General features: G+C 74.7%; 14 protein-coding genes and 1 pseudogene. 3 read left to right on the top strand and 12 right to left on the bottom strand.

The annotated features are described in order from the left end of the window. The first annotated feature begins 32 nt into the window (after positions 1 to 32). The gene (locus BOQ63_RS23645; protein ID WP_223886026.1) at positions 33 to 1,133 is read left to right on the top strand and encodes a phosphotransferase; all 1,101 of its coding nucleotides are present in this window, start codon (positions 33 to 35) and stop codon (positions 1,131 to 1,133) included. A gap of 4 nt (positions 1,134 to 1,137) precedes the next feature. On the opposite strand, the gene BOQ63_RS23640 is transcribed toward BOQ63_RS23645, so the two are convergent. From BOQ63_RS23640 to BOQ63_RS23590, 11 genes and pseudogenes are all read right to left on the bottom strand, one after another. After that, entirely contained in the window at positions 1,138 to 2,901 is a 1,764-nt protein-coding gene (locus BOQ63_RS23640; protein WP_094742898.1) for a protein kinase domain-containing protein, read from the bottom strand. A 112-nt stretch (positions 2,902 to 3,013) separates the two neighbouring features. After that, a complete protein-coding gene (locus tag BOQ63_RS23635) occupies positions 3,014 to 4,453 on the bottom strand; it encodes a protein kinase domain-containing protein (protein WP_072654920.1) in 1,440 nt (479 codons plus the stop codon). Positions 4,454 to 4,708: 255 nt separating this feature from the next. Beyond that, positions 4,709 to 5,323: a bacterial proteasome activator family protein gene (locus BOQ63_RS23630; protein WP_030278293.1), complete on the bottom strand. Its 615-nt coding sequence runs from the start codon at positions 5,321 to 5,323 to the stop codon at positions 4,709 to 4,711. Between the two features lie 324 nt (positions 5,324 to 5,647). Next, complete coding sequence (locus tag BOQ63_RS23625) at positions 5,648 to 6,469, bottom strand: hypothetical protein (protein WP_030278292.1); 822 nt, start codon at positions 6,467 to 6,469, stop codon at positions 5,648 to 5,650. Positions 6,470 to 6,588: 119 nt separating this feature from the next. Beyond that, positions 6,589 to 7,566 (bottom strand): NAD(P)H-quinone oxidoreductase, encoded by a 978-nt coding sequence (locus BOQ63_RS23620; protein WP_030552074.1) that lies wholly within the window; start codon positions 7,564 to 7,566, stop codon positions 6,589 to 6,591. Between the two features lie 48 nt (positions 7,567 to 7,614). After that, positions 7,615 to 7,788, bottom strand: coding sequence for a hypothetical protein (locus tag BOQ63_RS23615; protein WP_370863234.1), 174 nt, complete (start codon positions 7,786 to 7,788; stop codon positions 7,615 to 7,617). A 179-nt stretch (positions 7,789 to 7,967) separates the two neighbouring features. After that, positions 7,968 to 9,176 (bottom strand): molybdopterin molybdotransferase MoeA, encoded by a 1,209-nt coding sequence (locus BOQ63_RS23610; RefSeq protein ID WP_454130364.1) that lies wholly within the window; start codon positions 9,174 to 9,176, stop codon positions 7,968 to 7,970. Next, positions 9,173 to 9,454 (bottom strand): annotated as a pseudogene (locus tag BOQ63_RS23605) (DUF6457 domain-containing protein); the annotation flags it as partial. The pseudogene BOQ63_RS23605 and the gene BOQ63_RS23610, both read right to left, overlap by 4 nt. 194 nt (positions 9,455 to 9,648) lie before the next feature. After that, complete coding sequence (mobA, locus tag BOQ63_RS23600) at positions 9,649 to 10,236, bottom strand: molybdenum cofactor guanylyltransferase (RefSeq protein WP_050366681.1); 588 nt, start codon at positions 10,234 to 10,236, stop codon at positions 9,649 to 9,651. Between the two features lie 17 nt (positions 10,237 to 10,253). Then, positions 10,254 to 11,249: an MBL fold metallo-hydrolase gene (locus BOQ63_RS23595; protein WP_072654918.1), complete on the bottom strand. Its 996-nt coding sequence runs from the start codon at positions 11,247 to 11,249 to the stop codon at positions 10,254 to 10,256. Between the two features lie 155 nt (positions 11,250 to 11,404). Beyond that, positions 11,405 to 12,052, bottom strand: coding sequence for an FMN-dependent NADH-azoreductase (locus tag BOQ63_RS23590; protein ID WP_030278286.1), 648 nt, complete (start codon positions 12,050 to 12,052; stop codon positions 11,405 to 11,407). A gap of 107 nt (positions 12,053 to 12,159) precedes the next feature. Here BOQ63_RS23590 and BOQ63_RS23585 point away from each other — a divergent pair, with 107 nt between their 5' ends. Continuing rightward, positions 12,160 to 12,573 carry a winged helix-turn-helix transcriptional regulator gene (locus BOQ63_RS23585; RefSeq protein ID WP_078866947.1) on the top strand — a complete coding sequence of 138 codons (414 nt, stop codon included), beginning with the start codon at positions 12,160 to 12,162 and terminating at the stop codon, positions 12,571 to 12,573. A 77-nt stretch (positions 12,574 to 12,650) separates the two neighbouring features. Here the strand turns inward: BOQ63_RS23585 and BOQ63_RS23580 are convergent, their stop codons facing one another. Beyond that, positions 12,651 to 13,418, bottom strand: a complete 768-nt coding sequence (locus BOQ63_RS23580; protein WP_030552087.1) for a polyprenol monophosphomannose synthase — start codon at positions 13,416 to 13,418, stop codon at positions 12,651 to 12,653. A 343-nt stretch (positions 13,419 to 13,761) separates the two neighbouring features. On the opposite strand from BOQ63_RS23580, the gene manA reads away from it, so the two are divergent. After that, complete coding sequence (gene manA, locus BOQ63_RS23575) at positions 13,762 to 14,970, top strand: mannose-6-phosphate isomerase, class I (RefSeq protein WP_030278283.1); 1,209 nt, start codon at positions 13,762 to 13,764, stop codon at positions 14,968 to 14,970. The last annotated feature ends 45 nt before the right edge of the window (positions 14,971 to 15,015 follow it).

The raw sequence follows: 15,015 nt of genomic DNA, 5'->3' as shown, positions 1-15,015 counted from the left end.
GGGCCCCCACCAAGGGGCCATAACCTCTGCACGTGACTTTCAGCCAGACCCTCGCCTGCGCCCCGGCCCGCCCCGACCTCTCCGCCCCGCCGATGGGGACCCTCAGTCCACCCGTCCCCCGCAGCGCACTCGTCGAGGTCCTGGCCCGCTTCCGGGTGGGGCGGCTGCTGACCGCCGAACCGGTCGCCGAAGGCCTGCTCAACCGGGGTTACCGGGTCACGACCGAGGCCGGCGACTACTTCCTCAAGTGCTACGTCGACACCGCCACCGCCAGCCGCCCGAAGATCCTCGCCCACCACCGCGCCATGACCGACCTGAACGCCCTGGGGCTGCCGGTGGTACCCCCGCTGAGCTGCGCCGACCGCGGCGGGACGGTGGCCGCCCCGAACGGCCGGATGTTCGCGCTGTTCCCCTGGGTGGACGGCCGACACCGGCACGGTACGGAGCTCGAACCAGCGCGGTGCGACGCGCTCGGCACGCTGCTCGGCCGACTGCACGGCGCGCTCGACGACGTCTGCGCCCCCCTCGACCCGCCCGCCGGCTATCGCAGCGCCGACCCCCTCGACAGCGCCGAACTGGCCCGCGAGCTGCGGCGCCGCGCCCGCGAGCACCGCCCGTACGACGACCTGGACGCCCTGGTCGAACAACGGCTCGGCGAACGGCTGGAACTGCTCGCCGAGCACGCCCACCGCCGCCCCGACCCGCTCGACGCCCCGCCCACCGGCTGGACCCACGGCGACTTCCACGGCCTCAACCTGCTGTACGACGAGGGCCCGGACGGCGAGCGGGTCGCCGCCGTGCTCGACTGGGACAAGCTCGGCCCGCAGCCGCGCGCCGAGGAGGCCGTCCGCGCCGCCACCCTGCTCTTCAACGACCGGACCACCGGCACCCTCGACCTGGTCCGGGTCCGCCGTTACTCACAGGCCTACCGGGCCTCCGGCGCCGCCACCGCCGAGCACCTGGCCGCCGCCGTCCACCGGGTCTGGTGGGAACGGCTGAACGACTTCTGGATGCTGCAGTGGCGCTACCAGCGGGCCGACCACCGGGCCGACCCGCTGTACCCCGCCTCGGCGGCGCAGTTGGCGTGGTGGTGCCAGGAGTACGAGCAGGTCCTGGACGCCTTCGTCAACTGAACCGTCAGTTGGTGGCCGGCGGCGTCACCCCGCCCACGCCCCCGGCGCCGGCTCCGCCCGCGCCGCCGCTCCCGCCGCCGGTCGGCTTCGTGGTCGGCTTCTGGCTAGCGGTGCTGCCGCCGTCACCGCCCGCCGGCGCCGACGGCGTCGTGCTCGCCCCACTGGTCGCCGTCGCGGTGGAGGTCGCCGAGTGGGTCGGCGTCGGCGTCGGGGCCTGGGTGTGCTTGCCCGAACCCGGTGACGGAGACATGTTGTTGCCGCCGCTCCCGCCGCTCCAGCCGTACGACCCGCTGTCGGCCGGCTGGGTCGGCCGCCTGCTGCCGGCGCCCGACGACGACGGCGGCGGCGTCGGCTGCCCGTTCTGGGTGGGCGTGGTCGGCTCGGTGGTGTTGACCACCGGGGCGGGCGTCGGGGGCGTCGTGTGGTCCATGGCGCCGCCACCGCTGCTGAGCGCGAAGGCGATCCCGGCCCCGGCCGCGACCAGCACGGCGATCCCGCCGGCCACCCAGCCCCAAGGCCCGCGCCGCCGACCGCCGTCCCCGCCGTGGTCGTCCTCGCCGCCACCGCCGTACGGGCCGCCGCCGCCCTGGTAGGACGAGGGGCTGTGCTGGCCGCCCGCCGAGTACGGCAGGACCGAGGTCTGGTCGCCCGCCGCGACCGCGCCGAAGGCCTGGGTGGCCGCCGCGCGGTCCGGCCGGAGCACCTGGGTGGCCCCGGTGTCGCCGGGCATCCCGGTCGCGGCACCGACCCAGCCGGCCCCGGCCGCGCCGTGCATCTCGCGCAGCGCGTGCTGCAGGTGGGCGCGGAACTCGTCGGCGTCCTGGAAGCGGTCGTCCGGGTTCTTGGCGAGCGAGCGCAGCACCAGCCCGTCCAGGCCGACCGGCACCCGGCTGTTGGCCTGCGAGGGCGGCACCGGCGGGTCCTGGACGTGCTGGTAGACCACCGAGAGCGGGGTGTCGCCGGTGAACGGCGGGCGCAGCGTGAGCAGCTCGTAGAGCATGCAGCCGGCCGCGTAGAGGTCGGAGCGGTGGTCGACCGGCTTGCCGAGCGCCTGCTCGGGCGACAGGTACTGCGGGGTGCCCATGACCATGCCGGTCTGGGTCATCGTGGTGGCCCCGCCGGTCAGCGCGCGGGCGATGCCGAAGTCCATCACCTTGACCGCGCCGGTCGTGGTGATGCTCACGTTGGCGGGCTTGATGTCGCGGTGCACGATGCCGTTGCGGTGGCTGTAGGCCAGCGCCTCCAGCACCCCGGCGATGATGATCAGCGCCTGGTCGACCGGCGGCGCCTCCTCGTCCACCAGCAGCTCGCGGACGGTCCGGCCCTCGACCAGCTCCATCACGATGTACGGCGTGGACTCGTCCCCGACGTACTCCTCGCCGGTGTCGTAGACCGAGACGATCGCGTGGTGGTTCAGCGCCGCGACGGCGTGTGCCTCGCGGGTGAAGCGCAGCCGGGCGACGTCGTCCTGCGCCAGCTCGCCGCGCAGCAGCTTGATCGCGACGGTGCGGCCCAGCCGCACGTCCTCGGCGGCGAACACCTCGGCCATGCCGCCGCGGCCGAGCCGGTGGGTCAGCCGGTAGCGGCCGTCGCCGACCGTGCCCAGCGGCACTCCGCGGCCCGGTGTCTGCGGTCCGCCGGCCCCGCCGAAGGGCGGCAGCGCGGATGTCGCGGCTTCGCTGCCCGGCTCGGGGATCCTCGGCGTGCCGCCGGTCCGTCCGACCGCTCGGGCACCCGCCTCGTCGTCCGGCTGCTGCGTCTGTGCCATCGCTCCTCGCCCCGGGCGTTCGCTCGGATCGCGGTGCCCTGTCGCTTACGTATCCCCGAACGCTACCGCTTCCGGCGCGCACCCGTGACACGCGCGAAGCGGCGGGAAACGGTCAGAGCAGACCGTTCCGGTCGGCCTGCGGACCCACCACCACGACCGCGGCGGGCCGCTCGGAGTGGAACTTGCCGTTGGTGTTCTTCTCCGCCTTGTTGACCACGATCGCGATGATGATGCCGGCCAGCACCAGCACGCCGACGATGATCGCGATCACCACGAAGGCCGTGGAGCAGCCGCCGCCGTTGGGCTTCGGCTGCTGGTACGGCGGCATCGGCTGCGGGCCCGGGGTGTGCATCGGCGGCCGCTGTCCCTGCTGGGGGAACGGGTGCGGCGTGTGCGGGGCCTGCGGGCGCGGGGTCTGGTAGGCGGGCGGCGGGGTCCGGTACTGCGGCTGCTGCTGCTGCTGCTGCTGCGGGAACGGGTGCGGCGTCCGCGGCGCCTGCGGGTGCGGCGTCTGGTAGGCGGGCGGCGGGGTCTGGTACTGGGGCTGCCCGCCCTGCTGGAGGTACTGCGGGTGCGGGGTCTGCGGCGCCTGCGGACCGGCGTGCACCGAGCGCGGCCCCTCCTTGATCACCAGCGGGGAGCTGGCCTGCAGCGCGTGCCCGCTGCCGCCGCCCTTCAGCTCCGCGATCAGCCGCTCCGCCTCGTCCCGCATCGCGGCCGCGCTCTGGAACCGGTGCGCCGGGTCCTTGCGCAGCGCCTGGGCGACGTAGGCGTCCACCGCCGGGGTGATCGAGCGGTTGAGGCTGGAGGGCGCCGGCGGCTCCTCCTGGACGTGCTTGTAGGCGATCGAGAAGGCCGAGTCGCCGTCGAAGACCAGCTGGCCGGTGAGCATCTCGAAGAGCATCACACCGACCGAGTACAGGTCGGAACGGGCGTCCACCGGCTTGCCGAGCGCCTGCTCGGGCGACAGGTACTGCGGGGTGCCGACCACCATGCCGGTCTGCGTCATCGACGTGACGCCGGACTCCAGCGCCCGGGCGATGCCGAAGTCCATGACCTTGACATTGCCCTTGCGGTCGAACATGACGTTGCCGGGCTTGATGTCGCGGTGCACCAGGCCCATGTCGTGCGAGGCCTCCAGCGCGTTCAGCACGCCGACGGTGACCTTCAGGGCCTCCTCGGTGGGCACCGCGCCGTGCTGGGCGACCGCCTCGTTGATCGTCTCGCGCAGGCCCTTGCCGTCGATCAGCTGCATGACGATGTACGGCGTGCTGGAACCGTCCGGGGCGACGTCCTCGCCGCTGTCGTACACCGTGACGATGTTGGGGTGCTCCAGCCGGGCCACGGCCTGGGCCTCGCGGCGGAACCGCTCCTTGAACGAGTCGTCCCGGCCCAGCTCGCTGTGCATGCTCTTCAACGCGACCTGCCGGTCCAGCACGCTGTCGTACGCGAGGTGCACGGAGGCCATGCCGCCCTCGCCCAGCAGCCGCTGCAGCACATAGCGGCCGTTGCCCAGGGAGAAGCCCTCGACCGCGTTGCCGTGCTCGCTCATGGTCCTCTGCTCCCCCTCGGCGCGGTGGTGCTGCCGCGACCGTGACGTTCGGTCTCGTCCGTACGTGGTGGGCCCGGCCCACCGGCCCGGCGATCCCCTGCCGCGGCGGCTCGACCGGCCAGCGACAGGGGTCAGGGTATCGGCTTCCGCCGACGGTGACCGGTCCAGGGCCGATCCTGGCCCCGGACCGCCGGCGCCGTCCTGCGGCGGTGCGGTCCGGGGCGGATCGTCGTGGTACGTCCGGCCCCGGCGGCCCTACAGGTACGGGCCGGAACGGATCCCGCGGCCCTGGCCCGGGTCCTCCTCGTCCGGGTCGACACCGTGCGAACCGGGTGGCAGCGCGCGCCGCATCTGCTCCAGCTGCGCCCGCGCGGCCATCTGCTGGGCGAACAGGGCGGTCTGGATGCCGTGGAAGAGGCCCTCCAGCCAACCCACCAGCTGGGCCTGGGCGATCCGCAGCTCGGCCTCGGTCGGGATGCTGTCCTCGGTGAACGGCAGCGAGAGCCGCTCCAGCTCGGCGACCAGCTCCGGGGCCAGCCCGAGCTCCAGTTCCTTGATCGAACTGGCGTGGATGTCCTTCAGCCGAGCCCGGCTGGCCTCGTCGAGAGGCGCCGCCCGAACCTCCTCCAGCAGCTGCTTGATCATGCTGCCGATGCGCATGACCTTGGCGGGCTGCTCGACCATCTCGGTCACCGGGAGCTCGCGGGGCACGTCCGCCTCGTCGTCCCCCTCCATCGTCGCCCCGGCGAACCCCTGGCCCACGGGCAGCCCGTCCGGTCCGACGATCAGCACCTTCTGGCCGTCCTGCGGCTGCCCGCCGCCGGCCCGGAAGGGCTCCTGCGACGAGCGCTCGTTCATCGGATTCGTCATGAACAACATTCTCTCTCACTGGGGTTGGTCGGGCGGAAGCCCCCGTTCGTCCCGCCGTCCTGCGCCACCCCGTCACGACGGTACGCCCCCGCGGGCGGCCCGGGAATCCGTACGGATACTCAGTTCCCCGGCCGCTCCGGTCCGCCACGGCGGCGCGTCACCCGCCCCGGAAACCCCCACGGAATCTCCACGCCACCCGCCACCCGCGCACCGGCTCGACGGGGCCCGGCCCTTCCGCAGCCGCACCCCGGCCAGCCGCCCGGGGGCGGCGCCCCGGGCCCCACAGCCCTGCGACGCCGCCCCGCCACTCTGCGAGCCCCCGGCTCAGCCCTTCCGCAGCCGCACGCCGATCAGCCCCAGGCCGCAGCCGATCAGCCCCAGGCCCACGCCCAGCGGCAGCTGGAGGGTGGAGGGGTCCTGCCAGTGGGCCGGGAGGACGGCCGGGACGGTCCCGGCGGCCGCGGGCCGGCCGGAGGCCGCCGTGCCGGCACCCTGGTCGTCGGCGGGAGCCGAGGCGTCCGGGGCGTCCGCGTCGGAGTCCGAGCCGGACTGGTCGGCGGTGCCGCCCCGGTCCTGCTCGGGCGACTGCTCGACGGCCTGGCCCGGAGCCTGGTTCGACGGCTGGCCCGGAGCCTGACCGGGCGCTTGACCGCGCGCCCGGTCGGGCACCCGGTCCACGGTCGCGTCCGGGCGCCGCTCCGGCGCCGAGACCGGGCGGTGGTGGCGCGCCCATCTCTCGTAGAAGTCCGGACGCGACCGGTCGGGCACCATGTGCTGCTGCGGCGGCGCCGCGTTGGGTGACGGCCCGGAGGCCTCGGCCGGATCGGCCCGCCCGTCGGCCCCCGGCGCCGAGGCGTCCGGAGCCGAGACGTCGGGAGCCGGGGAGACCGGCACAGCGGAGTCCGGTACGGGGGAATCCGCAGCCGGGGAGTCGGGAGCCGGGGAGTCCGCCGCCGGGGCCGAGGCGCCCGGGGACGGCTCCGCCACCGCCGTGGTCACGGCGGCCAGCGGGAGCGTCAGTCCCAGCACGGCCGCCGCGAGCAGCCACCGGGAACGGCTGGTCCGGCGGGTACGACGGGGGTGGGGCGCGGCGGGCGGCGGCGCGGTCGGCAGCGGCCCGAGGACGTCGTGCGGAGTTGCAGCCACGGTCGGAGTCCTTCCGACGGCCGACCACGCCCGGGGGCGGGACCGGCGGCGAGACAGCTCCGGACCAGCCTCACACAATCCGGCAATCGCGGCATTTCGAACCCCTCACGCCACGCCGCTCAGGCCGTCAGCACGACCTTCCCGACCTGCTCCCCCGCCTCCAGCACCCGGTGCCCGGCGGCGGCGTCGGTCAACGGCAACACCCGGTCGACCACCGGCTTCACCACTCCGGACTCGACCAGCGGCCACACGTGCTCCCGCACCGCCGCCACGATCGCCGCCTTCTCCGCCAGCGGCCGCCCGCGCAGGTTGGTGGCGATCACCGCCGCCCGCTTGCGCAGCAGCGTGTTGAGGTCGAGCTCGCCCTTCACCCCGCCCTGCAGCCCGATGACCACCAGCCGCCCGTTGACCGCCAGCGCGTCCACGTTCCGCTGCAGGTACTTGGCGCCCATGATGTCCAGGATCACGTCCGCCCCGGCGCCGTCGGTGGCCTCCCGGAGCGCCTCGACGAAGTCCTGCTCGCGGTAGTCGATCACGATGTCGGCGCCCAGCTCGGTGCACCGGGCCAGCTTCTCCGGGCTGCCCGCCGTCACCGCGACCCGCGCACCGACCGCCTTGGCCAGCTGGATCGCCATCGTGCCGATCCCGCTCGCGCCGCCGTGCAGCAGCACCGTCTCGCCCGGCCGCAGGTGGGCCGTGAGGAAGACGTTGGACCACACCGTGCAGGCCACCTCCGGCAGCGCGGCGGCCTGCTCCGGGCTCAGCCCCTTCGGCAGCGGCAGCAGCTGCCCGCTCGGCACCGCGACCCGCTGCGCGTAACCGCCGCCGGACAGCAGCGCGCACACCTCGTCGCCGACGGCCCAGCCGGCCACGCCCGGCCCGAGCGCGACGATCCGCCCGGCGCACTCCAGCCCCGGGTAGGGCGAGGCGCCGGGCGGCGGGTTGTAGAAGCCCTGCCGCTGAAGCAGATCGGCACGGTTGACGGCGGTGGCCGCCACCTCGACCAGGACCTCGCCCTCGCCAGGCACCGGGTCGGGCACCTCGGCCCACACCAGTGCCTCGGGGCCGCCGGGTACGGGAATCGTCATCGCATGCATGCACCGAACCTACTGCGCCGCACGGTGGTCCGGCCGCCAGGGCCCGCCCTACGCCGTCGACTTGATGACGATCACCCGGTCGGTCAGCTGCAGCACCGCGGCCTTCGGCTCGTTGTAGTTGAGCACCCGTCGGCCGCGCACCACCGCGACCACCAGGTCCTCGCACTCGCGCGGGCCGTGCCCCGCCTCGGCCCGGGTGACCGGGCGGCACAGCCCACTCATGCGCCCGCCTCACTGCGCTCGGCAGGGGCATTCGCCCACACGCACCTCTCGACGATGACCTCGCTCCGCTCGCTCAAACGCCCACCCCGCCGCGCTCGGCAGGGGCATTCGCCCACACGCACCTCTCGACGATGACCTCGCTCCGCTCGCTCAAACGCCCACCCCTACGGTGAGCTCGCTCACGGCGCCTCCACCAGCTCGACGACCTCCCCCGCCGCCGCCCCGCCGGGTGGGATCACCGCCAGCGCCTCGGCCCGGGCGAGGCCGCGCAGCATCGCGGGCCCGTCGAAGGCGAGCGGTACGACCCCCTCGGCGGTGCGGCGCACCGGCTGGAGCCGGGTGTCCACCGGGTGCCCGGGAAACAGGACGGCCGCCGGGGCGGGTGCGGGGCCGAAGGCGGCCCGTCCGCTACGGGCGTGCAGCAGCGGCAGGGCGAGCGTGACCATCCCGGCGACGGCCGCCAGCGGGTTGCCGGGCAGGCCCACCAGGTGGCGCCCGCCGGGGAGTTCGGCCAGCAGCATGGGGTGCCCGGGACGGACGGCCACGCCGTCCACCAGTAGCCGGGCGCCGACCTCGGCGAGCGCCCGGTGCAGGAAGTCCACCGGTCCGGCGGCCGTCCCGCCGGTGGTGACCACCACGTCGGCGGTGGAGTACCGCAGGGCGTCCCGCAGCAGCCCGAAGTCGTCGCGCACGCGGCGCACTTCGGCCACCTCCGCACCGGCCGCGTGCAGCCAGGGCGGCAACAGCGGGCTCAGCGCGTCCCGTACCAGCCCCGGGCCTGGGGTCCCGCTGTCGATCAACTCGTCCCCCAGTACCAGGACTTGGACCACCGGACGGCGGCGCACCGCGAGCCGGTCGTGCCCGCAGGCGGCGGCCAGGCCGAGCACGGCCGGACCGATCACCGTCCCGGCGGGCAGCAGTTCCTCACCCCGGCGGCACTCCTGGCCGCGCGGGCGCACGTCCTGACCGGTTGTCAGCTTCTCCGGGCCGCGCTCGCGCAGCAGCGTGCCCTCGGTCCTGCCGTGCTCCCGGCGCAGTACGGCGGTGGCTCCGGGTGGCAGTTGGGCGCCGGTGGCGATCTCGACCGCGCTGCCGTCGGCCAGCGGTGCGACCTCGGTGCGCCCGGCCAGCACCCGTCCGGCGACCCGCCAGGGACCGGGTCCGGCGACCGCCCAGCCGTCCATCGCCGAGGTGTCGAAGGCGGGCAGGTCGGTCAGCGCGCCGAGCGGCTCGGCGAGGACGTGCCCGAGCGCCCCGGCCAGTGGCAGACCGACCACCGGCAGCGGGCGCAGCCCGGCCCGGCGCGCGGTTTCCCGGGCGCGCGACCAGCTCAGCACGCCGGGACGGGTCGGGGGAACGGTCACGGTGGTCCGTCCGACCGTGCTCACGGCTCCTCCGGGCCGTCAGCGGGTTGCCACCGCTCGGCGAGCGCCGTGGTCCGCCGGGACGCCTCGGCGACGGCGGCCGGTCCGCCGCCCTGCTGGGCGGCCGCGTAGCCGATCAGAAAGGCGGTCAGCGGCGCGGCCGGCCGGGCCACTCCGTGCGCGACCACCCGGGCCGTGTCGAGCAGTCCCCGGACGTCCACGTCCAGGTCGATGCCCAGGTCGGCCTTGACCTCGGCGATCCAGTCTTCCAGCGTGCGCTCCATGCGCCCATGCTGCCCGATCGGCGGTTTCCCCGGCGTGTTCGCCCCGTGTGCGGCGTGCGTCGTTTCCCTCACAGCCCGGGGGTGGCCGCGGTGAGGTTCCCTCCGCGGTGCCTGGTCATCGCCGCCCGGCAGCGGCCACCGGCAGCGCTGCGACCACCGGGCGCGCCCGGCCCCGTCCACGACGGCCACGCTCGCCCGCGCGCCGGGGGCGCTCAGGACCGGTCGCGCTCCCTCGCCTGTTCCAGGTCCTCCCAGGTGTCGCAGTCGTACGCGACGTTGTCCGTGTCGGCCACCCGCAGCCGGTTCAGCCCGCCGACGAGGCGGCGCAGCGGCTGTCCGGCCGGGTCGCCGCCGAGGGCGGCCAGCGCGGCGCGCAGCGCGGCGGTGCGGTAAGCGGCGGTGAGCGGCTGGTCGCGTCCGCCCGCGTCGACCAGGACGGCGACGTCCGTGTACGGCCCGGCCTCTTCGAGGGCGGATGCCAGCCGTTCCACCGTCCGCCGGTCGAGGAAGGGCAGGTCGGCGGCGAGCAGCAGCACGGTGTCCGCGGTGACCAGGTCGAGTCCGGCCGCGACGGCGGCGACCGGCCCGCCGCCGGGCGGCTGCTCCCTGGTCCACCGGACGCCCGCGCGCGTGGTCGGCCGGGCCGGACCGACCACGACGGTGGTCCGGGCGCCGGCGCAGGCAGCGAGCACCCGGTCCAGCAGGGTGGTCTCTCCCACGGTCAGGCCGGGTTTGTCGGCCCCGTCGAACCTCCGGGCCGCGCCGCCCGCCGGAACGATCACGTCGTACGGCGTCGTCATGCGGCCAGTATCCCGCCCTACTCGCCGTCCCCGCCCTCGTCCTCGTCCGCCGCCTCCGATTCGGAGTCTCCGTCCTCCGCCTCCGGTCCGGACTCCGGGGAGGCGGCCCGGGCGGTGTTCGCGGCCGCGCCCAGCTGCAGGAAGGACGGCAGGGTCAGTTCCCCGTACCGCTCGTTCATCGCGGTGATCAGCGCCTCCGGATCGTCCGGGTGCTCGGCCAGCAGCCGGTCGAAGTCCCGCAGGTACTCCCCGGTGAAGGCGAGCACCCGGGCGGCGTCATCGCCCTGTTCGGGGGCGCGGTGTCCGGCGATGACCCGGTCGACGCCGAGGTCGGCGATCCGGTCGAGGTTGTGGCCCCAGGTGGTGCGCTGGGCCGGCGTGGTGTCGGCGGTCCACACGTGGGTGCCGTTGCTGACGAAGTCCCCGGCGATCACGGTCCGGATGCTCGGCACGTGGACGACCGAGGACTCCCCGCAGTCCGCCTGGCCGAGCAGCAGCACCGGGATCACCTGGCGGTCCAGCATCAGTGGCTGGGGCAGCAGCGGGGCGGGGACCGAGGGGTTGTCCGGGATGTCGTCGCCGTAGACGGGCTTCCACTGGGCGACCTTGGCCGCGACGGTGCGCCGGATGCCCTCGACCACCACCGGGGCGGCCAGCAGCTGGGCGTCCGGGAAGAGCTTCAGCACCTCCTCGGCGCCGAAGTAGTGGTCGGGGTGCTGGTGGGTGACCACGATGGCGAGCAGTCGGCGGCCCTTGCCCGCGACCCACTCGGCCAGTTCGCGTCCGGCGCTGCGGGTGAGCTGGGCGTCCACCAGGATCGCGGTCCGCTCACCGAGGATCAGCGTGGAGGTGGTGAAGAAGGCCGATTCGGGCCCGGTGAAGACGGCGACCTCCAGCGGCCGGGCGGTCCGCTCCGCGTCACCGGCACCGTCAGCACCATCGGCGGCGGCCGTGACGGGCTCGGCGTCGGCCCGTTCCGCGCCGGAGCCCTCCTCGGGCGGGGACGACGTCACGGGTGGCTCCCTCTGCTCGGCGGTCGGACTTCCTGCGCCCTACAGCATGGGAGCACCGGCGGCCGATTGCGCGGAAGGCGCGCCCGTCGGGGCGAGCCTCGGGCGTGTCCGACGATCCGCGCCCGGCGGGATCGTCGGACGCGCCCTCCCGCACGTCACGCCGCGAAGCGGGCGGCCAGCTCCTTGCCCCGGCGGGCGGCCAGCTCCAGGGCCCGGGCCCTGGACTCGGCGGCGGCCGGGACGAACTCGGCCAGCGCCGGGACGGACGCCGCGAGGGTGAACTCCGGGACGATGAACTCGACCTCCAGCCCGAGGCCGCCACCCAGCACCTTCTCCAGGTAGGTGGTGACGAACTCGAACGGCTCGCGCGGGGCGCCGGGGCCGTACGAGCCGCCGCGGGAGGCGACGACGGTGACCGGGGTGCCCTTGGCGGAGGGCGACTCGCCGGCGGTGCGGCCCATCAGGATCACGTGGTCCAGCCAGGCCTTGAGGGTCGACGGGATCGTGAAGTTGTACATCGGGGCGCCGATCAGCACCGCGTCGGCGGATTCCAGCTCGGCTATCAGCCGCTCGCGCAGCGCGAAGGCGGCGGCCTGTTCGGCGTCGCGTGCCTCCGCCGGGGCGTACCCGGCGGTGATGCCGTGGGCGTCCAGGTGCGGGACGGGCTCGGCGGCGAGGTCCCGGTGGATCACCGTGCCTCCGGGGTGCTCGGCCTCCCAGGCGGCCCGGAAGGCGGCGGTGACCTCGCGGGAGACGGAGCCGTCGGTGATCGCCGAGGAGTCGATGTGCAGGAGCGTGGGCATGGCATGACCTCCAGAGAATAAGCAGCTGCTTTTTCCGTCGCAGCTGCAAGTACGGTAGCAGCTTACTTTTCTGCAGTCACTACGGACATATCGAGTACGCTTGATCCATGGCCGAGCACGAGGTAGTCACCGACGCAGTCCCGACCGCCGTCGACGACCCGTGCGCGGCCGCCGCGGGCCCCGGCGGCTGCGGCAACGTCGACCTGGCCCTCAACCGGGTGTTCACCCTGCTCGGCAAGCGCTGGACCGGCATGCTGCTGGGCGTGCTCAACAACGGCGGTCCGGCCTACTTCTCCGAGCTGCGCCGGGCCGTCCCGGGCATCAGCGAACGCATGCTCTCCGACCGGCTGACCGAGCTGGCCGAGGCCGGACTGGTCGTCCGCGAGGTCGACCCCGGCCCCCCGCTACGGGTCAGCTACCGGCTCACCGAGGGCGGCGTCGCGCTGAAGCCGGCCCTCACCGAACTGGCCGTCTGGGCGGACCGCTACCTGCCGGAGAGCGCCCTCCGGGGCGGCTGCTGACCGGCCCGCACCGGCCCCGGACACGCCGAAGGGCCCGTCCGCCGTTGCACGGCGGACGGGCCCTTCGGCACTGGGACTCAGCGCGTGGCGGCGCCACCACGGAAGCGGGCCACCCGGTCGGCGATGCCCCAGGTGGTCACCCGCCAGAGCGCCTCGACCACGATGTTGCGGCTCATCTTGGACGCGCCGAGCTCGCGCTCGACGAAGGTGATCGGCACCTCGGCCACCTTGAAGCCCGCCTTCACCGTGCGCCAGGCCAGGTCGACCTGGAAGCAGTACCCGGCCGAGGCCACCTCGTCCATGCCCAGGCCCAGCAGGGTCTCCTTGCGGAAGGCCCGGTAGCCGCCGGTGACGTCCCGGATCGGCACGCCCAGCATCAGCCTCGAGTACGTGGAGCCGCCGCGGGAGAGCAGCAGGCGCGACTTCGGCCAGTTCACCACCCGGCCGCCCGGCACCCAGCGCGAGCCGAGCACCAGGTCGGCGCCGCGCAGCGCGTTCAGCAGCCGGTCCAGCTCCTCGGGCTGGTGCGAGCCGTCCGCGTCCATCTCGACCAGGACGTCGTAGCCGTTGTCGATGCCCCAGCGGAAACCCGCGAGGTAGGCGGCGCCCAGGCCCTCCTTGCCCTTGCGGTGCATGACGTGGACGTGCTGGTCCTCGGCGGCCAGCTTGTCGGCCAGCTCGCCGGTGCCGTCGGGGCTGTTGTCGTCGGCGACCAGCACGTGCGCCTCGGGCACCGAGGCGCGGACCCGGCCGACGATCCGCTCGACGTTCTCCGCCTCGTTGTAGGTCGGGATGATCACCAGGACCCTGCCGAGATCAGCAAAACTCTGCTGGTTCACGGTCACGTACAAACCTCTCGGCCGATGGCGGGGAGTGTCAGAACACCGTCGCCCGCACTCTGGAACGCGGCCCCGCCGACAGCCCGCCGACGGGATGACCACGGTGGAGGATGCTGCGGAGGGCGGAGACTACTGCGTCCTGGCATCCTACTACCGCGCCCGGGAACCGCTGGTAGGACCACCGCACTCCCACCTGGTGCCCACCGTTTCCCCGCGGACGACCGGGGTCGGCTAGGGTCGATGCCCTTGCTCGTGCCGGGACCCGCCCGTACCGCCGGGCCCGCCCCGGCGATCCGGACTCGGAACGTCCGGGGGCCGCCCCCGTCAGCGAAGGAGTAGGACCGCGCGCATGGACAGGCTCGTCAACACCGTCCGCCCGTACGCCTGGGGGTCGCTCACGGCCCTGCCCGAGCTGCTGGGGCAGGAGCCCACCGGTGAGCCGCAGGCCGAGCTGTGGATGGGCGCCCACCCCGGCGACCCGTCCCGCGCCGACCGCGGCGAGGGTCCGCGACGGCTGGACGAGCTGATCGCGGCCGACCCCGAGGGCGAACTCGGCGCGGCGAGCACGGCCCGCTTCGGTCCGAGCCTGCCCTTCCTGTTCAAGGTGCTCGCCGCGGGCCTGCCGCTGTCCATCCAGGCCCACCCCACGCTGGACCAGGCCCGGGCCGGCTTCGCCACCGAGAACGCCCTCGGACTCCCGCTGGACGCCCCCGAGCGCAGCTACCGCGATGCCAACCACAAGCCCGAAATGGTCTGCGCGCTGGGCGAGTTCGAGGGACTGTGCGGCTTCCGCCGGCCCGCCGCGGCGGCCGCGCTGCTGGCCGCCCTCGCGGTGCCCGGACTGGAGCCGCTGATCGAGCTGCTGTCGGTCGAGGACCCCGGGGACGACAAGGCCGAGGCCGAGGCGCTGCGCGGCGCCCTGGCCGCCGTGCTCACCATGGACGACGCGACCGCCGAGCGGACCGTCCGGGAGACCGTCGCGGCGCTCGCCGGGACGGACCCGGACGGCGAGCACGCCCCGTACGCCCGGATCGCCGAGGACTTCCCGGACGACCGCGGCGTGATCGTCGGCATGCTGCTCAACCACGTCCGACTGCGGGCCGGTGAGGCGCTCTACCTGGCCGCCGGCGTGCCGCACGCCTACCTGTCCGGCGTCTGCGTGGAGCTCCAGGCCAACTCGGACAACGTGCTGCGGGCCGGGCTGACCCCCAAGCACATCGACGTGCCGGAGCTGCTGAAGGTCGTGCTCTTCGAACCCGGCGCCCCCGAGGTGGTGCACCCCGTCCGGGTCGACTCCACCCCCGGCGAGCAGCTCTACCCCGTCCCGATCGACGAATTCCGGCTCTCCCGCTTCGAGTTGGACGGCGTCGACCGCGAGATCGACGGCCGCACCCCGCAGATCGTGCTCTGCACCGAGGGCGCCGTACGCCTCACCGCCGCCGACGGCGCCGTGCTCGACCTCGCCCGCGGCCAGTCCGCCTTCCTCCCGGCCACGGGCACCCCGACCCGCCTCGCCGGCACCGGCAGCACCCTCTTCCGCGCCACCGTCACGGTCTGACGGCCGCACCGCGAACGAGTGAGGGCCCGCCCCCCAGCGGGGGCG

It is taken from the genome of Streptomyces viridifaciens (assembly GCF_001888885.2).
GTDB lineage: Bacteria > Actinomycetota > Actinomycetes > Streptomycetales > Streptomycetaceae > Kitasatospora > Kitasatospora aureofaciens.
The sequence above is the reverse complement of the archived record's forward strand: the minus strand, read 5'-3'. Positions and strand labels throughout refer to the sequence as shown.

What these genes read in the sequence shown, in the direction of transcription:
- BOQ63_RS23640 (WP_094742898.1), bottom strand. Translation starts at nt 2,901, where the DNA reads ATGGCACAGACGCAGCAGCCGGACGACGAGGCGGGTGCCCGAGCGGTC.
- BOQ63_RS23635 (WP_072654920.1), bottom strand. Translation starts at nt 4,453, where the DNA reads ATGAGCGAGCACGGCAACGCGGTCGAGGGCTTCTCCCTGGGCAACGGC.
- BOQ63_RS23630 (WP_030278293.1), bottom strand. Translation starts at nt 5,323, where the DNA reads ATGACGAATCCGATGAACGAGCGCTCGTCGCAGGAGCCCTTCCGGGCC.
- BOQ63_RS23620 (WP_030552074.1), bottom strand. Translation starts at nt 7,566, where the DNA reads ATGCATGCGATGACGATTCCCGTACCCGGCGGCCCCGAGGCACTGGTG.
- BOQ63_RS23615 (WP_370863234.1), bottom strand. Translation starts at nt 7,788, where the DNA reads ATGAGTGGGCTGTGCCGCCCGGTCACCCGGGCCGAGGCGGGGCACGGC.
- mobA (WP_050366681.1), bottom strand. Translation starts at nt 10,236, where the DNA reads ATGACGACGCCGTACGACGTGATCGTTCCGGCGGGCGGCGCGGCCCGG.
- BOQ63_RS23590 (WP_030278286.1), bottom strand. Translation starts at nt 12,052, where the DNA reads ATGCCCACGCTCCTGCACATCGACTCCTCGGCGATCACCGACGGCTCC.
- BOQ63_RS23585 (WP_078866947.1), top strand. Translation starts at nt 12,160, where the DNA reads ATGGCCGAGCACGAGGTAGTCACCGACGCAGTCCCGACCGCCGTCGAC.
- manA (WP_030278283.1), top strand. Translation starts at nt 13,762, where the DNA reads ATGGACAGGCTCGTCAACACCGTCCGCCCGTACGCCTGGGGGTCGCTC.